The following is a 17,477-nucleotide window of genomic DNA, read 5'->3' as shown; positions in this document are numbered from 1 at the left end:
GGCCAAGGAGGACGAGCATGTTCAAGCGCAGCACCTGGATTCTCTTGGGCTTGGCAGTGGCTGCTCTGCTGGGGTATTTCCTCTTTGACAACTTCCAGCAACTGCGCCAGCAGCAGCAAGCGGAGCGGGCGCGGCTTTTCCACTTTGCCCCCGACACCATTGCCCGCATCGAGATTCGCCAGCAGCAAGAGGGGGAACCGGAGGAAATCCTTTTGGAGCGCACTCCTGAGGCAGAAGAGGGATCCCGTTGGCGCATTATCCGTCCCATCCAGTCGGCGGCGCTGGACTTCCCGGTGGAGCAGTTGCTCAACAGCTTCTCCCGCCTCACGCCTCAAATCACGCTGGAAGGGGCTGAGGATTTGGCGGCCTTCGGCCTAGATAAGCCGCGCCACCAGATCGCCCTCTTCCCCCAAGAGGGGGATCCCTACCGCCTGGACATTGGCAACGACAACTTCGACGGCTCCGGCTTCTACGCCAGGCCAGAAGGGGGAGAGGTGGTGCTCTTGGCCAGCACCCAGAAGGGATCCCTCTTGCCTTCTCTGCTGGCTTTGCGGGACAAAACTCTGCTGCGCTTTGACACAGCGGCGGTGAAGTCTCTGCAGGTGCAGTTGGCCGAGGCAGAGCCAGAGGTCGTTCGCTTGGAGCGACAAGAAAATACGTGGCAGATCGTCGAGCCCCGCGAGCTGCCTGCCGATGACCTGAACGTCGACCGTCTGCTCAATACGTTGTCTCGCCTGCAAGCGGTGGAGTTTCCGGCTGAAACCAAAGCGGAGCTGGCTCCTTATGGTCTGGAGAAGCCTTCTGCCCAGCTAACCGTTAAGCTCAAGGATGGCAAGACCCTGACTGTGGTCTTGGGAGCGGAAAAAGAGGGCCAGGTGTACGTCATCACCTCCGAGCACCCGGCGGTGGCCACCCTCCTCACCAGCACCGCCGACATTCTCCGCTCCGACTTCGAGGAGCTGCGGGATCACCGCATCGCCCGCCTCAACCCCAACCAGGTGGGCCCAGTTACCCTGGAATCCCAAGGGGAGCGGGTTACCCTCAATCCTCTGCCCCAGGAGAAGGGATCCCTGGATCTGCGCTGGGAAAATCCGGAGCAACCGGGCCAGCCGGTCAACCTCAGCTCCCTCTTCTCCAGCCTCAATGCCGCCCGCGCCAAGGAGTTCCTGCCGGAGACGGATCCAGACGCCCAAAAAGCCTTGGCCGAGCCAGATCTGAAGCTGACCTTTGAGGCCAAGGGCGAGGACGGTCGGGATCCCTTGAGGTTGAGCTTGACGTCTGCCGGCCTGCGTGCCTATGTACAAAGCAGCTATCAGCCGGATATTGCCGTCATCGACCTCAGCACCTTCAACAGCGTGGAAACCGAAGTGAACCGCTTGCTGGAGGGCAAAGCGGAGGAGACAAGGGACCAACGGGGAGGGTCTTCCTCAGGCTCCTAGCGGTGGCCGGCGGGCTTTTCTTAGCTGGCAGAGGCGGTGGTTGTCTCTTCTTTGGCTGAGGCTGCTTTTTTCAGAGCCTCGCCCTGGATCGTCAACACCGAGCAGGGGGCCCGGTGGAGCACGTAGTTGCTGACGCTGCCCAAAAACAGCTCGCTCAGGCCGGAGTGGCCGCGGCGGCCCACCACAATCAAGTCCGCCTTCCAAGAGCGGGCCAAGTCGCAGATGACCCGACCGGGGTTGCCGTAGTTGAGGCGGTACTCGGCGCGAACTCCCTGCTCAGCGGCTTTCTCCACCAGCGAGCGCAGGTAGTCCATCTGGTTTTGCTCGAAGATGGCACACTGCTCCCGATAAGACTGCCACAGCTCAGCGCTGATGGTGGAGCTGTAATCCACCCCCAAGATCATGGGCGGCTCTGGGGCACCGGGCTCTTCCTGGGACAAAACATGGAGGATCATCATCTCGGCCTGCATGGCCTTGGCCAGTTGGACGGCCTTTTGAAACACTCCCTGGCTCAGCTCCGACCGATCCACCGCCACCAAAATCCTGCTGAACATACCGACTTCCTCCAAATGGCTAACAGATGGGCAAAAGACAAGGCTTGACTTCGGTTTCGACTCCAAGTTCCTTTTTTCTTTGCCCTCATCTATCTGTGTTGTAAAAGAACTGGGCGAGAAAACCGCGGGCATCTCGGATGACCTGTCGGATTGGCAATGAAAGTTCAGAGATCTTGACACAGGTCAGAACTCATCCTCCTGGGCTGTCCACTCTAACACCGCCTGCGCAGCAGTTCCAGCGTCAGGGTGGGGATCCGCCGTTCCTGCCCCGCCCAGGTGCCCAAAGAGCCAGGGGTGGGATAGCCGATGTCGTCGGTTACCGGCAGGCCGTTGCGAGCAGCCATCACCTGAGCCAGCTCAAGGGCAGGGCCATTGTAGTTCACGTAGGGATCGTTCTGGCAGGAGTGGGTAGAAAGGACAAATCGGGGTCGAATCTGGGCCAAACTCGCCAACAACGCTTGTGTCTCCGGCTCGGAGCCTGGGGCCGCTCCCGGCGGATAGCGAGCTTCCAAAGAAGCCGCGATCCAATCTTGCGTGGGCAGATTGCGGTTGAGATCCACGCCGTTGGCGTTGAGCCGTTGCCCTAGGGCACAGCCATCCGGGTTCAGGCATGGGATCGCCCAAAGCGCAGCCCTGCCCTCCAAGGATCTCCATTTCCCAGAAGCCACGTAGCGCTCGATCAGGGCATAGCCTTCCACCTCATCGCCATGTACGCCGCCGACCAGCAGCAAGGGGCGGATCCCCTGGGTGAGCTGCCAAAGGTAAATGGGACGCCCCTGCACCGAGTGGCCGATCACTTGCAGAGATGCCAAGGGCTCACCGGCGCCCAGTCTTGGCAACATAGGGGATCCCAGCAAAACTTGCACCGCTAGAACGGAATATCGTCCGGCTCCGCTGGGGAAGCCCCCCCTCCTTCAGAGGAGTCCACAGTTGCAGACTCACCCATCCCTGTCAGAGAGAGAACCCGCGCCGATCCCAGTTTGTGGACGCGACGCGCGGTGATCTCGGCCAACTTTTCCTTACGCCCATCCCGCTCCACCACATTCATGTGCAGTTGGCCCTCCACCGTGATCTGATCCCCCACGCGGCAGGTGTCCACCACCCGCTGGGCCAGCTCTCCAAAAGAGGCAACCCGCACTTGGTACGGTGGCTCCTCCGGGCGCAAGCTGGGAAAGCGCAGCACCAGTGAGGTAACGGCCAGGTTGTCGGGAGTGTAGCGCAGCTCCGGCTCGCTGGCCACTTCCCCCATCAAGACAATCGAGTTCATAACAGAGCCACTGTAAAGTCTATTGGGGCGTTAAAAGAAGGCAGCTCAACTACCTTTACCATGCCTCCAGACCCGGATCCCGTCAACCTAGTTCACGCGCAGAGTCATGTAGCGCAGGATGCTCTCGTTGATGCGCAGATTTTTCTCCCAGGTGGCCACTGTCCTTGGCTCGGCCTCGTAGTTGAACTGGATGTAGAGGCCTTCCTTGAACTTCTTCATCTCAAACCCGGCAAAGCGGCGCTTGCCTCTGTTGGTAATTTCCAGGCCAGTTGCCCCGTTTTCTCGTAGGAGCGATTCCTGCTCGGTGAGGAGTTGTTGCAAGGGTTCGTCCGAGAGGTCGGGGCGCACGATCAGCATTGTCTCATAGGCGCGGGGCATGGAAGCCAGTTCTCCTTGGGAATCCAAATCAAAAGGTGCAGTAGGCTATCCTAGCTTCTCTTTGCGACAATCGAAAAGGGCCACAGCTCAATTCTCCACCTCTCTGCAGCGACAAAAGCAAGCCTCTTCACAAGAGGGGATCCGTTGTCCGATACAATAGGGGATACTTCGATAGCTGCCGGTTGGCTTAGCCAAGACACTCTCAGTCGATCGATATCTAGGGTTCCAAGCATGAGCGCAGATGAAGTTTACAGCCGTGTTCGCAAGATCGTGTCCGATCAACTAGGCGTAGAGGACGACAAAGTAACCCTGGAAGCTAATTTCCAGAACGACCTAGGAGCCGACAGCCTCGATACGGTGGAGCTGGTCATGGCCTTCGAGGAGGAGTTCGATCTGGAAATCCCCGATGAAGATGCGGAGGGCATTGCCACTGTGCAGGATGCCGTCAACTACATCCTCTCTAAGAAAGCTGCCTAGCCTGGGAGAGGGCAATTCTGCCGGCTTGCCTTCCTTCTAACCGGAGGGTACCGGGTCGAAACTGCTCATGGTTGTCGTGGACCCTGCCGCCGCTCCTATGTCCATCCCATCCAACTTCCATCGCCGTGTTGTCATCACGGGGCTAGGGGCGATAACCCCCCTTGGCAATTCTCCTGGCGAGTTCTGGCAGAGCTTGCTGGCAGGCCGCTCTGGTATTGGGCCAATTACCCACTTCGATGCCTCTCGCCACGAGTGCCGCATTGCCGGGGAGGTGAAGGGGTTTGATCCCCTCGACTACCTGGATCGCAAGGACGTCAAGCGCACCGATCGCTTTGTCCACCTGGCGTTGGCTGCCACTCAGCAGGCCCTAGAGGATGCCCAATTTCGGATTACCCATCTCAATGCTGAGCAGGTGGGGGTGGTGCTGGGCAGCGGCATCGGCGGCATCCGGGTCTTGGAAGAGCAGCAGACCATTTATCTCCAGAAAGGGCCAGATCGCTGCAGCCCCTTTATGGTGCCGATGATGATTGCAAATATGGCAGCAGGCCACGTGGCCATTCGCTTTGGCGCCAAGGGGCCCAATTTCTGTACGGTAACAGCCTGTGCTTCCGGCTCCAACGCCATTGGTGATGCCTTCCGGCTCCTGCAGCGGGGAGAGGTACAGGCTGTGATTGCGGGGGGTACGGAGGCAGCCGTAACCCCTCTGTCGGTGGCCGGGTTTAGCGCCATGAAAGCTCTTTCCACCCGCAACCACGCCCCGGAGCAGGCCTGCCGGCCCTTTGACCGGGATCGGGATGGCTTTGTCATGGGGGAAGGGGCAGGGATCCTGCTGCTGGAGGAGCTGGAGCATGCTCGCGCCCGCGGCGCCAAGATCTATGCCGAGATCGTCGGCTACGGCCTCACCTGCGACGCCCACCACATCACCAACCCCGCCCCCGCTGGCGAAGGTGCCGCCCGTGCGATGTGGCTAGCCCTTAAAGATGCCGGGATCCAGCCTGACCAGGTGCAGCACATCAATGCCCATGCCACCGGCACGCCTGTGGGGGATGTTGCCGAGGTGCAGGCCATCAGGGCAGTTTTTGGTGAGCATGCCCCTCGCCTAGCCATCAGCGCCACCAAGTCCATGACCGGCCACCTGTTGGGGGGAGCAGGCGGCGTTGCCACCGTGGCGACGGCCCTGGCCATCCACCACGGCTGGGTTCCCCCCACCCTCAACTTGGATAACCCCGACCCCGAGTGCGAGGGGCTGGACTTTGTCCCCCACAGGGCACGGCAGATGGCCGTTGACGTGGCCCTGGTCAATGCCTTCGGGTTTGGGGGGCATAACGTGACCCTGGCCCTGCGCCGCTACTCTTCCAACTAAGGGATCCTGCCCATGTCCACTTCTGAAGGCTCCGCCCCCTCTGTTCGCCAGCAGGCCCTGGCCGCCTTGACGGCGGAGCTGACGCAGCAGGGCCATCCCCCTGAATACGCCCAGCACATGGCGGCGGCAGTGATTTTTCAGGCCGATCTGGATCTCTGCGCCGCCCAGTTGGCGCGCCTCCTGAGTTGGCTCAAGCAAAACCACCCCAATCTCTATCCAGAGGCAGTGCAACTGGTGGATGCCACCCGCGAGGAGTTTGAGCGGCGAGTTCAAAGGGGGTAGTGGCGGGGATCCCAGCGTTAGGATGGGGAGAGTACCCCTCATTCCTGATTTTGCCGATGGCGCCAAAAAGCGAGGTCGAGGGAGTCCCTGTGATGGCCCCTGCAGAGGCGCCGCACCCTGGGGAAGAAACCCAGCCAGCCAAGCCCGCTGTGGAGGATAGGCCCTCAGAATTGGCTGGGAACGGATCCCTGCTGCTCCATGTTGGGGGCATGAGCTGCGCCGGCTGTGTTCGGGTCGTCGAGCAGACCCTGCTGAATCAGCCGGGGGTGGTCAAAGCCAGCGTTAACCTGGTTACCGAATCAGCTCTTGTGGAACTTGCCCCTGGGATCCAGCCTGATCCCGAGCATTTGGCCCGGATCTTGACGGATGCAGGGTTTCCCAGCTCTTGCGCCGCCGGCAGGGGCGATTTTCCCCAAGCTCAGGCTCCTTCCCCCGACGGATGGGACAATGCCCTGGACGCGCCTGCGGATCCCCTCGCGCGGCAACGGCGGCAAGCCCAAGACCACCTTCGCCAGGCCCTCACCGCCGTTTTTTTGCTGCTCATTTCTGCCGCTGGACACCTGGATCTTTTTGCCCGCCTGGGCCTGCCCGTCCTCAACGACGTCTGGCTGCACTGGGGGTTGGCGACGCTGACCTTTGTCGGCCCGGCCCGCGGCCTTGTCCTGGACGGCTGGCGGGCGGCGCGGCGGCTGGCCCCCAACATGAACACGCTAGTCACCCTGGGATCCGGATCCGCCTACCTGGCCAGTCTGGTGGGGTTGCTGGCCCCGCAGGTGGGCTGGGAGTGCTTCTTTGAAGAGCCGGTGATGCTGCTCAGCTTCATCCTGCTGGGGCGGGCCCTGGAACAGCAGAGCCGTCTGCGGGCGGCCAGCAGTTTGCAATCGCTGCTCAGCCTGCGCCCCAGCGTTGCTTGGCGAGTCCGACCCTCTCAACGGTCAGGATCCCCAGCCGAAGACCTGAGCAAAGGCGAGCTGGCGGCAGAGCAGTGCCCCGTGGAACAGGTGCAGGTGGGAGACTGGCTGCAGGTGCGGGCTGGCGAGCAGATCCCGGTGGATGGGGAAGTAATTGCCGGCCAGGCCACGGTGGACGAGGGCATGCTCACCGGGGAATCCCTACCCGTGCTCAAACAGCCAGGGGATCCGGTCGTGGCCGGGACGGTCAACCAATCGGGGCTGCTGCTGTGCCAAGCTACGCGCACCGGCAAAGACACCACCCTGGCCCAGATCATCCGCTTGGTGGAAGAAGCCCAGGCCCGCAAGGCCCCCATCCAGGGCCTGGCCGACCGGGTGGCCGGCTACTTCACCTACGGGGTGGTGGTGCTGGCCCTTCTCACCTTCGCCTTCTGGTACTGGGTTGGGATCCCCTTGTGGGGCAGCGAGTTCCTGAGGGGGGTCGGCCTTCACTCCCCTCTGCACCTGGCGGATCACCCGCCCCACCCCACCCCTCTGCTCCTCAGCCTTAAGCTGGCCATCTCGGTGCTGGTGGTGGCCTGCCCCTGTGCCCTCGGATTGGCGACGCCGACGGCCATTCTGGTGGGCACCGGCCTGGGCGCGGAGCGGGGGCTGCTCATCCGCGGCGGCGATGTCCTGGAGAAAACCCACCGCCTGCAAACGGTTGTCTTCGACAAAACCGGCACCCTCACCCAGGGGGATCCGCACCTAACAGATTGCCTGGCCCTCGACCCCTCTCTGGATCCGGCTCGGCTGCTGCAACTGGCGGCCACGGTGGAAAGCGGCACCCGCCATCCCCTGGCCCAGGCCATTTTGGGGGCCCTCCGCGAGCGAGGACTACCCCTGCTCTCTGCCGACGAGTTTTACACTCAGCCAGGCCTGGGGGCCTCGGCGCGGGTGGAAGGGCAAGAGGTCATCTTGGCCTCCTTAGAGGGGCTGGCCGCCCTAGGGATCCCGATTTCCCCGCAAGCGCAGGCCCAAGCCGAGGTGTTGCTGCAAGCTGGCAAAACGGTGGTGGGGGTGGCCGTGGCGGGATCCCTGGTGGGGCTGTTGGCGGCCCAGGATCCCTTGCGGCCTGATGCCCAGGCAACGCTGCAACAGCTCCAGAAAATGGGCCTACAGGTGGTCTTACTGACTGGGGATCGAGCCGAGGTGGCTCACCAGGTGGCCCAAGCTTTGCAGGTGCCAGGGATCCGCGTCATCGCCGAGGTGCAGCCAGCCGACAAGGCTCAAGTCATCCGAGATCTGCAGGCCCAGGGCCAGAGAGTTGCCATGGTGGGCGATGGCATCAACGATGCACCGGCTTTAGCCCAGGCCGATGTGGGCATTGCCCTGCACTCTGCTACTGCTGCCGCTCTGGAGACTGCCGATATCATCCTCATGCGCAACCGCCTCTGGGACGTCGTGGAAGCCATCCGTCTCAGCCGCGCCACCTTTCACAAGATCCAGCAAAACCTCCTCTGGGCTATTGGCTACAACCTGCTGGGGATCCCGCTGGCAGCAGGGGTGCTCCTGCCCGCCTTTGGCATTGGCCTGAGCCCGGCAATGGCTGGGGGTCTCATGGCCTTGAGCTCCCTCAGTGTAACCCTCAATTCGATTCTCTTGAGGAGAACATTTGTGCCCCGTGAATTTTCGAGTAGCTACAGCTAAAAAGTGTTAGAGGCTGCGAACAACCGAACATTGATTGTTAAATATTTGTTAATCTTCCGAGTTTTTACCGAGCTTCTGACATAGCAACTGCTGCATACAAGTTAGGAAAATTTAGCAAGTTCGACTAACTCTGACTAAAAAATGCATCATCTTTAACCTTTTGCAACCTGGGCTTATGATTAAGTTCAGACTAGCCCATGAGGGCACTCTTTGGTTTTTTGCCTAACAGAGCAAGATCCGTGAAAATACTGGGGAAACTGATCCTAGAGGGGCAAGGGGAGTAAAAGTATGGCAATGCTAGGGGATCTTCAGGAATTCTCCCTGGGCGACCTATTGCATTTGATGGAGAAGGGTAAGAAATCGGGGCAATTGTCTGTCTGGGCGCCCAATGGTATCTACCGCATCTGGCTCTATCAAGGCCGGGTGATTGCCGCTTTGCCCCCTGAAGAAAAGCATCGCTTGGAAAACCTGCTGACTGGCTCTAGGCTAGTGGACAGCCAGGTGATTAGCCAGTTGGTTGCCAGGGGTCTGGAGGAACCTCTGGGGCGTTGCCTGCAGCAGCAAGGGTTGATCTCCCCTGTAGATTTGGTCAAGCTCTTTCGCCATCAACTGCAAGTGGGGCTCTACTGCCTCTTTGCCTTGGAAGCGGGCCAGTTCAGCTTCTTACCCAACGTACCGTTGCCCTATCAAGAGATGACTGGCTTAAGCAAGGAGGCTTCGGCCGTAGTTTTGGAAGGGCTGCAGCAGCTGAAGCAGGATCAACGTCGGGAAGAAAACTTGCCTCAGCCGGACAGCTACTTCTGGCGCACCAGCCTTGAGCTTCCTCTATACAAGCTTTCGCCGCTGGAGTGGTCGATCTTGGAGCAGGTCTCTCCTTCCCGCAAGCTAGCTGATCTAGCGCGGGCATTGGGGGCTGATTTGTTGGAGGTGCGCTATGCCTGCGCGCGCTTAGCTAAGCTTGGACTCATCGCTCCCTGTGAAGGCCCAATAGCTATGCCTCAGCCTTCTCTGGCGGGCACTTCTAAGGCTTCGGGAGCAAATAACCTTGGAGAGACAAGGGAGCCGGTTAAGCCCTCCTTGGTCAGCCGCCTCTCCATGCTTCTTAGGAGCATTCGCGAGAAATAGCTGGTCGAGTCAACGACTCGGGATTCAGGGTAACTGCTGCCAGGTCGGGTAGCGGGAAAGTCAGCCTTTTCCGCGACTGCACAGTTGTCCGGGAAAAATATTTGGTCGAGAATAGGATGTGCTGCGGGGATCCCTAAAACACTACGCGAGAGAGGCTGGCCATGGCCATAGTCGGAGACCTCCGGGAATTTTCTCTGCCTGACTTGTTGCAGCTAGTTGAAAGGGGCAGCAAAACAGGGCAACTTTCCATCTGGGCCCCAAACGGCATCTACAAAATCTGGTTTTATCAAGGTCGGGTCATTGCTACTCTGCCCCCCGAAGAGGAGCACCGCTTAGAGAGGTTGTTAGCCCGTTCCGCTCTTGTTAGCGATCGGGTCGTGGAAAAGTTGGCTTCCTTCTGTGGTGCGCAAGAGCCTTTGGGGCGCTATTTACAGCGGCAGGGGTTGATCTCGCCTGCAGATTTGGCCAAGCTCTTTCGCCATCAGCTCCAGGTGGGTCTCTACTGCCTCTTTGCTCTGGAAGTGGGGCAGTTCAGTTTCCTGACCGGCGTACCCATGCCTTATCGAGAGATGACGGGCTTGAGCAAAAGTGCCACCGCTGCAGTTCTAGAAGCGCTGCAGCAGATCAAGTGGGATCAGCGTCCGGAAGAAGACTTGCCCCAACCAGATAGCTACTTCTGGCGTACCAGCACCGAGTTGCCCTTGTACAAACTCTCGCCCCTGGAGTGGGCAATCTTGGAGCAGGTTTCGCCCGCTCGCAACCTGGTTGAGTTGGCCCAAGCCCTAAAGGCAGATCTCTTAGAAGTCCGCTATGCCTGCGCCCGCCTGGCCAAGCTGGGGTTGCTCAGCCCCTGCGACAGCTCGGCCGCTTCACCCCAGCCTGCGCTTGCGGCGGCTTCTAAGCTTCTCCCCAACCTTCGGGAAGAGAAGGAGCCGGTCAAGCCTTCCTTGGTCAGCCGCCTATCTACTCTCCTCAAAACCATGCGCGAAAAATAAGCCGGTAGAGTAAAATTCTATTGCATGCTCCTACGCCGGCTTTACGAAGTTAATTTAGGTAAAGATGAACTGGATGGCTGTAACAGATCTGGACCAAAGCAACACAAAAGTAATAGGAATTGATGCCAAAATCTTACGCAGCTCAACGCTTAGACTTTATCTCTCCAAAAAGATCGTTCATCAGTAGAATTGCTGCCAGGTTGAGTACTTGAGCGAAGATGGCTTTGCCGTCGCTACACGGTTGTTGACAGGGAATCAGGGAATGAGAATGGTGGTGTCCGTGAGGATCCCTGAAAGCGCCAATATTCAACTTAATGGAGGCTAAAGAATTGCCATGGCTATCGTTGGAGACCTCCAAGAATTTTCCCTTCCCGATCTGTTGCAGCTCATCGAAAAAGGCAGCAAAACAGGTCAACTTTCCGTCTGGGCCCCAAACGGCATCTACAAAATCTGGTTTTACCAAGGTCGGGTGATTGCAGCTCTGCCCCCCGAAGAGGAACATCGCTTGGAGGGTTTGCTGGCCCGCTCCGGCCTGGTTAGCGAGCGGGTGGTGGAAAAGCTGGCCTCTTTCTGTGGCCCGGAAGAGCCGCTGGGGCGGTGTCTGCAGCGGCAGGGGTTAATTTCGCCTGTGGCTTTGGCCAAGCTCTTTCGCCACCAACTGCAGGTAGGTCTCTACAGCTTGTTTGCCCTGGAAGCGGGCCAGTTCAGCTTCTTGCCTAGTGTGCGCCTGCCCTATCGCGAGATGACCGGCCTGAGCAAGGGTGCCAGTGCCGTGGTTTTGGAAGCGCTGCAGCAGCTCAAGCTGGACCAGCGTCCTGAAGAAAGTCTGCCGCAGCCGGACAGCTACTTCTGGCGCACCAGCAGCGAGCTGCCCTTGTACAGGCTTTCGCCTTTGGAGTGGGGAGTCTTGGAGGGAGTTTCCCCCTCTCGCAACCTGGCTGAGTTGGCCCGGGCGTTGGGGGCAGATCTTCTGGAAGTGCGCTATGCCTGCGCCCGCCTGGCCAAGCTGGGGCTCATCAGCCCCTGTGATGGCCCAACGGCCATTGTTCCCTCTTTGCTGGTTTCGGACAAGTTGACGGCGGTGGCAGAAAGCTTGGAAGCTGCGAAGGAAAAGCCGAGCACCAAACTACCCTCTTTCTCACAGGGAAGCGACCGGGTTAAGCCCTCCCTCGTCTCGCGGCTGGCTACTTTGCTGAGGGGGGTTCGGGATAAGTGAGAGATTTTTGAGCGAGGAGATCTTCTGGCAGATCTTTGCAGTACTATTTCTACAGCAGATAGAAGTATCAGCAAATAGATACGAGAAAAAATGACAAAAAGTCTTGAAAGCAGGGAGAGAAAGGATGGCTAATTTATCCTCTTTGCAAGCAATTCTCCAGAATTACGTTTCCAGCACGCCGGAAGTTCAAGGAGCAGCAGTGGTCACGCCAGATGGCTTGCCTCTGGCCTCTGCATTGCCGGCAGGCATGGACGAAGAAAGGGCATCGGCCATGTCGGCGGCTATGCTTTCTCTGGGGGAACGAATTGGGAAAGAGCTGAGCCGCGGAGCCATAGAGAGAATTTTTGTGCAGGGAGAAAAAGGGTACGGCGTTTTAACCAGTTGCGGACCTGACGCCGTTTTGCTGACGCTAGCCAGCCATGAAGTTAAGCAAGGCTTGCTCTTTTTGGAAATGAAGCGAGTGGCCGCAAGCATTGCAGAAGCGATGAAGTAGGCAAGCTAAGCAGGGAAGCTGGGTTTTGATTTTCGCTTGATTTTGAGGGAACTATGACTATCAAACCTTTGGAGCTGCTGCAAGTCTTGATCTCGCGCACCGAATTTACAGACGAAGACAGGAAGATTTTGCAGCAAAGTGCCGACTGGGGCAGCAGCATCGCCACAGAAATGTCGGATGCCTTTTACGGCTATTTGGATCGCGATGCTGAGATGGCAGCTGTTATTGCTAAGCACAACCGGCAACGGCTGGGCCAGACTTTTACGGACTGGTTTAAGGAAATGTTTACAGGCATGGACAACTGGGGCCCCCAGTACGCCGAGCGCCGCTGGAAAATTGGCCTAGTTCATGTGCGCGTTGGCATTGGCCCTCAACACGTGGTGCCGGCCATGGCCACGGTTGTGCAGGAGGTGAGCCGCCGGCTGGTCAAAGAGGGCAAGCCCGAGCAACTGCGGATGAGCCTGAGCAAGGTCTGCATGATCGATCTCTCCTTTATCGAGCAAGCCTATCTGGAGGTGGCTTACAACGCTGTGCAGCAGGAAACGGGCATGAGCGAGGCGTTGTTTAAGCGTCTTATTGCCACCGGCGCCAGCAACTTAGCTTCTTAATTCGGCAAGGGCTCTAGGGGCAGATTTAGGCTAGGGGTTTAGGGCAGGGGCTGACTATGGACAACATTCTCCGCATCGTCGTAACCGGGCCGGTGGGGGCTGGAAAGTCCACTTTTATCCGCACCATTAGTGAGATCGAAGTGGTCGATACAGATCGCAAGGCCACCGATGAGGTGGCAGAGCTGAAGCAGAGCACAACGGTCAGCATGGACTTTGGCCGCCTGAGGATCGGAGAAGAGGAAGAAGAGATGTGGCTGCATCTCTACGGCACCCCCGGCCAGGCCCGCTTCAGCTTTATGTGGGATATTTTGATCCGGCGCGCCCATGGGTACATCCTTTTGGTGCCCGCCCACCTGCCCGGTCAGTTTCGCAACGCTCAGGCTATTCAAGCTTTCATGAAGGCGAGGACAGATGTTCCCTCGGTTATTGGGATCACCCATGTCGATCACCCCAATGCCTGGGATCCAGAAGACATTTTGCTGATCTTGAACAACCAATCGATTCCCCACACGACCCTAAATGCCCAAGAGCCGGCCTCTGTGGCCAATACTCTGCTCCTATTGGTTGAGCAACTGATGCCCCAGGTGGTTGTCTGAGAGGGGGTAGCTGAGACGGCTCGACCTGCTCCGATTTCTCTTAGATGCTGACTCCGCAGCAGAAGATGCTAAGAAATGTTAAGCTAAGGAGGACTGGGATCAGGTAAGCTTCATGGAGTCTCTTTACGCTGGCGGCGAGTTTTCCCGTAGCTTTGTCAACCCCCCTATCTACTCGGCCATTGCCCTGCTCAGCTTCTTCGCGGTTATTTTCGGCATCATCTTTAAAGACAAGTTGGAGTACCAGGTAGCTCTTTGGCAGCAGAACCGAGAGAGCCAGGGGCAGATTCGCTACCGCACGCCGGGGGTGATCCTCACCTATACTCTCTGCTGTGTGTTTACCTTCGGCTTTGTGGCTGCCTGTTTGAACGTGTTTGGCCTATCTTTGGGCTTGGCTGCTCTGGTGGGCGGGATCCTTGTCTTCAGCACAGCAGGATTGATCTGGTGGCGGCTGGGATCCCTGATGGAGCTGTTGGCGGTGGGGGGATCCCAAGCGGTTGACATCGACTCCTACGGGGCAGGAGCTGTTTTAGATCCTGAGGCAGCGACGCCCACGGAAGGAAAATAGGGTACTGATGCAGAACTTTTGGCAGGCTGTCGCTCAGCACCTTTCTGAAATCACAGGGGATCCCTTGCGTCCTCTACACTACCGTCCTGTGGGCGGGGGCAGCATCAACGCTGCCTACCGGCTCTCCTGTGCGCTCCAAGCTTTTTCTGCCCAGGAAACTAGGGACTACTTTGTTAAAGTGGCACGGGGAGGAGAGGGAGCGCTGGAGATGTTTGCGGCGGAAGCGGCAGGCCTGCAAACTTTGGCGGCAGCCAAGGCTGTGCGGGTGCCGCAGCCGATGGCCTGGGGATCCGTCGGTGGGCAAGCCTACCTGGTGTTGGAATATCTGGAGCTGACCTCGCCCCGCCCCCAAACGGGGAGTCTGCTGGGATCCCAGTTGGCCCAGTTACACCGCACGCTCTCCCCCAACGGCCACTACGGCTGGGATCGCAACAACACCATCGGCTCGACGCCGCAGATCAACAGTTGGCGACAGAACTGGCTGGACTTCTACCGGGAACAGCGACTGCTCTACCAGGTCAAGCTGGCTTGTCAGCGGGGTTACCGCGGCGCGTGGGTGGCGCAAGCCGAGCGGGTAATGGCGGAGCTAGAGACTTTCTTTCTGGACTACCGACCCGTCCCGTCTCTGCTGCACGGGGATCTCTGGGGCGGCAACTACGGCGCCTTGCCCGACGGCTCGCCGGTGATTTTTGACCCAGCCACCTACTACGGGGATCGGGAGACGGATTTGGCGATGACCGAGCTTTTTGGCGGCTTCCCGGCAGAGTTCTACCGGGCTTATCAAGAGGCCTATCCCCTGGACGAGGGGTATTGCCAGCGCAAGCCCCTCTACCAGCTCTACCACTGGCTCAACCATCTCAACTTGTTTGGAGAGGGCTACCTGGGCTCAGTGCAGCGGGCCTTGCAGCAATGCTTAAGCTTTCTTGGATGAATCTCCCGCCCCCAAGGATGATTGCGCCCAGTTACTGGTTCCTTAGTGGCTCTTTGCTGGCGCAGCCTCTCCTGCCATGACCACAGCTCCCATATCTCCCAGCAAACGGGACTGGTTGCGCAATACCCCCAACAGGTTCAGCCGGTTGGCCCGCAGCCTGGGATCCGGATCCATGACCAAAACCGCCTCGAAAAAACGATCCACTGCGGGGGCTGCTGCCTGCAGGCCCTCCACCAGTGGGGTAAAGTCTCCTTGGAGGGCTGGCTCCACCCCCAGGCGGTAAACCCTCTGGCAAGCCTCGTACAGCTCCCGTTCTGCCGCCTCCTGCAACAGGTCGGCATCCACAGCCGCTGCCGGATCCAGCACGGCGCTGTCCAAGTCTCCCTGGGCGGCCAGGCGGGCACAGCGATTGAGGGTGGGGTAGAGATCCGCCAATTCCCCGGTGGCTCGCAGGTGTTGCAGGTACTCAGCCCGCAGCAGGGTGAGGGGCAGGTTGGCTAAGGCTCGCCGAGGGAGGTCGGACTTTGCTGGCTCCCCCTCTTGCAGCGCTTCTGGATCCCCAACCACTGCCCTGACCAGGTCGTAATCAATCCGCTTTTCCTCCTGCAGAAGGATTTGCAGCCGCTGCAGCAAAAACTCCTGCAAAGCCTTCAAGGTCTTCTCGTCGCCTGCCGCGTAGTCCTGCACCACCCTCTGCAACAGGGAGTTGAAGTCAAAGGTCCAGCCGGCATCCCAGGCAATCAACACCAGGCTGTTGGCGGCCCGCCGCAGGGCAAAGCGATCCGAAGAACCAGTAGGGATCTGCCCCAAGCGAAACATGCCCACCAGGGTATCGAGGCGATCCGCCCAGCCCACCACCCGTCCGGTTAAAGAGGCGGGCAAGGCCTCCCCTGCCCCCAGGGGCCAGTAGTGTTGTTCGATCCCCTCTGCCACGGCTTCAGGCTCGCCGTCCTGGCGGGCGTACTCGGCGCCCATGATCCCCTGCAGCTCTGGGAACTCGTACACCATTTGGGTAACCAAATCTGCCTTGCACAGGTAAGCCGTGCGATCCACCAGCGCCTGCTCCTGGGGATCCAAGTTCAGGGCAGCGGCAATGAGGCGGCTGATGTGGCGGATGCGCTCCACCTTGTCCCGCATGGATCCCAGCCCTTCGGCAAAAGTAACCGCCTGCAGGCGTTCCACCCGCTGCGCCAAGGGGATCCGCCGATCCTCTTCGTAGAAAAAGCGGGCATCGGCCAGGCGTGCCCGCACCACCCGGCTGTTGCCTGCCCCGATCCGCTCCGATTGCCGGGGGTCGCCGTTGGAGATGGTGATGAAATAGGGCAGCAATTTTCTGGGATCCCGGCCATCCCGTACTGGGAAATAGCGCTGGTGAGTGATCATCACCGTCTCGATCACCGCAGGGGGCAAGCGCAAAAACTCTGGCTCAAAGCGCCCCAAAACCGCCGTCGGCCACTCCACCAAGTGCACCACCTCCCGCAGCAAAGGAGCAGGGATCTGCGCTTCCCCATTCACTTGCCTGGCCAGCTTGGTCACCTCAGCCTGAATGTATGCCTCTCGCGCTGTTGGATCGGGGCTGACCCCCGCCTCTTGCATTTGCTGAACGTAGCTCTCGGCCCGCTCCAGGACAACCTGCTGGGATCCCAAAACGCGGTGCCCCCGGCTCACCCGCCCCGCCACCAGGCCCGGCAAAGGATTTCCCTCGGAGGTAGGCCAGAGCAAAGGCAACACCTGATCCTCCCAAAGGGAAACCAGCCAGCGGATGGGACGGGGAAACTTCAGGTCTCCATAGCCCCAGCGCATCAGCCGTTCGCCGCTCAAGCTGGTGATCCAGGTGGGCGCCAATTCCTGGAGCACCGCCGCCGTCGGTCGGCCCCGCACCCGCTGCACGGCAAAGACAAAGGATCCCTTGCCCACTTGCCGGATTTCCAGGCTGCCGGGATCCACCCCTTGTTTTTGGGCAAATTTTTCCCCGGCGGGGGTGAGCCGGCCATCTTGGTAGGCCACCTGCACTGGCGGCCCCTTCACCTCCAAAGTGCGATCCGGCTGCTGGGTGGGCAACCCCTGCAACAGAACCGACAGGCGGCGCGGCGTACCGAAAAGCTGCATCTGCTCCGCTTGCAAATGGGCCTCCGCCAAAGAGGCCGGGATCCCGGTTCGCCACTGCTCCAGAGCCGAATCCACAAAACTGGCTGGGAGCTCTTCACAGCCGACTTCTAGCAAATAGGCAACCATACTGATACATTTACGCTGAACACTGCTGAACATCACTGTTCAACTATGCAGCGATAGCATTCTGTTTGTTTCCAACCAGAATGGCGGTATCCCGCAAAGCTTTGAGTAGAATACCCAAAGCGCAGTTTCCGTGTCGTCTTACTACCAATTTTCTGCTTTGCTTTGGCTACCATGTTGGCAGACTCGAAAGTAAACAGAAAGATCAACTGGTAGTAATCCGTACTGAACATATTATACATCATTTTCAGTATAGTTGAGCTTATTATTGACTAGAGTCATGCTCCTGTGCTCCGTAGGGTACCATCCCCACTTCCTCAATCAAGATAGTCTATGGCTCTGGGCCTCCCTTCTGG

Annotated in this window: 18 protein-coding genes; 13 read left to right on the top strand and 5 right to left on the bottom strand. The window is 59.2% G+C overall.

From position 1 onward, the window contains the following. The first annotated feature begins 17 nt into the window (after positions 1-17). The gene (locus CYA_RS13470) at positions 18-1,439 is read left to right on the top strand and encodes a DUF4340 domain-containing protein (protein ID WP_011431649.1); all 1,422 of its coding nucleotides are present in this window, start codon (positions 18-20) and stop codon (positions 1,437-1,439) included. A 20-nt stretch (positions 1,440-1,459) separates the two neighbouring features. Here the strand turns inward: CYA_RS13470 and CYA_RS13465 are convergent, their stop codons facing one another. The 4 genes from CYA_RS13465 to rpsF form a co-directional block, all read right to left on the bottom strand. Further along, positions 1,460-1,993, bottom strand: coding sequence for a universal stress protein (locus CYA_RS13465; RefSeq protein WP_041438695.1), 534 nt, complete (start codon positions 1,991-1,993; stop codon positions 1,460-1,462). A 212-nt stretch (positions 1,994-2,205) separates the two neighbouring features. Beyond that, positions 2,206-2,835, bottom strand: a complete 630-nt coding sequence (locus tag CYA_RS13460) for a M14 family zinc carboxypeptidase (RefSeq protein ID WP_011431647.1) — start codon at positions 2,833-2,835, stop codon at positions 2,206-2,208. 26 nt (positions 2,836-2,861) lie between these two features. Continuing rightward, entirely contained in the window at positions 2,862-3,260 is a 399-nt protein-coding gene (locus CYA_RS13455) for a single-stranded DNA-binding protein (RefSeq protein WP_011431646.1), read from the bottom strand. 87 nt (positions 3,261-3,347) lie between these two features. After that, a complete protein-coding gene (gene rpsF / locus CYA_RS13450) occupies positions 3,348-3,665 on the bottom strand; it encodes a 30S ribosomal protein S6 (RefSeq protein ID WP_228375378.1) in 318 nt (105 codons plus the stop codon). A gap of 204 nt (positions 3,666-3,869) precedes the next feature. On the opposite strand from rpsF, the gene CYA_RS13445 reads away from it, so the two are divergent. The 12 genes from CYA_RS13445 (at position 3,870) to CYA_RS13390 (ending at position 14,889) form a co-directional block, all read left to right on the top strand. After that, a complete protein-coding gene (locus tag CYA_RS13445) occupies positions 3,870-4,115 on the top strand; it encodes an acyl carrier protein (RefSeq protein WP_011431644.1) in 246 nt (81 codons plus the stop codon). Between the two features lie 97 nt (positions 4,116-4,212). Continuing rightward, positions 4,213-5,478, top strand: a complete 1,266-nt coding sequence (gene fabF, locus CYA_RS13440; protein WP_011431643.1) for a beta-ketoacyl-ACP synthase II — start codon at positions 4,213-4,215, stop codon at positions 5,476-5,478. 12 nt (positions 5,479-5,490) lie between these two features. Further along, entirely contained in the window at positions 5,491-5,760 is a 270-nt protein-coding gene (locus CYA_RS13435; RefSeq protein WP_011431642.1) for a hypothetical protein, read from the top strand. Between the two features lie 92 nt (positions 5,761-5,852). Continuing rightward, entirely contained in the window at positions 5,853-8,360 is a 2,508-nt protein-coding gene (locus CYA_RS13430; protein ID WP_011431641.1) for a heavy metal translocating P-type ATPase, read from the top strand. 288 nt (positions 8,361-8,648) lie between these two features. Next, positions 8,649-9,485, top strand: a complete 837-nt coding sequence (locus CYA_RS13425) for a DUF4388 domain-containing protein (RefSeq protein WP_011431640.1) — start codon at positions 8,649-8,651, stop codon at positions 9,483-9,485. 161 nt (positions 9,486-9,646) lie between these two features. Beyond that, positions 9,647-10,480, top strand: a complete 834-nt coding sequence (locus tag CYA_RS13420) for a DUF4388 domain-containing protein (RefSeq protein WP_011431639.1) — start codon at positions 9,647-9,649, stop codon at positions 10,478-10,480. Positions 10,481-10,814: 334 nt separating this feature from the next. Further along, the gene (locus CYA_RS13415; protein ID WP_011431638.1) at positions 10,815-11,696 is read left to right on the top strand and encodes a DUF4388 domain-containing protein; all 882 of its coding nucleotides are present in this window, start codon (positions 10,815-10,817) and stop codon (positions 11,694-11,696) included. 124 nt (positions 11,697-11,820) lie between these two features. Next, positions 11,821-12,189: a roadblock/LC7 domain-containing protein gene (locus tag CYA_RS13410; protein WP_011431637.1), complete on the top strand. Its 369-nt coding sequence runs from the start codon at positions 11,821-11,823 to the stop codon at positions 12,187-12,189. A 53-nt stretch (positions 12,190-12,242) separates the two neighbouring features. Next, on the top strand, positions 12,243-12,797 hold the full coding sequence (locus CYA_RS13405) for a protoglobin domain-containing protein (RefSeq protein WP_011431636.1): 555 nt from the start codon (positions 12,243-12,245) through the stop codon (positions 12,795-12,797). 56 nt (positions 12,798-12,853) lie between these two features. Further along, positions 12,854-13,393 (top strand): GTP-binding protein, encoded by a 540-nt coding sequence (locus CYA_RS13400; RefSeq protein WP_011431635.1) that lies wholly within the window; start codon positions 12,854-12,856, stop codon positions 13,391-13,393. Positions 13,394-13,505: 112 nt separating this feature from the next. Then, a complete protein-coding gene (locus CYA_RS13395) occupies positions 13,506-13,958 on the top strand; it encodes a hypothetical protein (protein WP_011431634.1) in 453 nt (150 codons plus the stop codon). Between the two features lie 7 nt (positions 13,959-13,965). Next, positions 13,966-14,889 carry a fructosamine kinase family protein gene (locus tag CYA_RS13390; protein ID WP_011431633.1) on the top strand — a complete coding sequence of 308 codons (924 nt, stop codon included), beginning with the start codon at positions 13,966-13,968 and terminating at the stop codon, positions 14,887-14,889. Positions 14,890-14,931: 42 nt separating this feature from the next. Here CYA_RS13390 and glyS read toward each other — a convergent pair whose 3' ends face one another. Further along, positions 14,932-17,130: a glycine--tRNA ligase subunit beta gene (gene glyS, locus CYA_RS13385; RefSeq protein ID WP_206338318.1), complete on the bottom strand. Its 2,199-nt coding sequence runs from the start codon at positions 17,128-17,130 to the stop codon at positions 14,932-14,934. Positions 17,131-17,477: the final 347 nt, after the last annotated feature.

The organism is Synechococcus sp. JA-3-3Ab, assembly GCF_000013205.1.
Taxonomy (GTDB): Bacteria; Cyanobacteriota; Cyanobacteriia; order Thermostichales; family Thermostichaceae; genus Thermostichus.
Note: the sequence above shows the minus strand (reverse complement) of the source record. Positions and strands in the feature narration are given on the sequence as shown.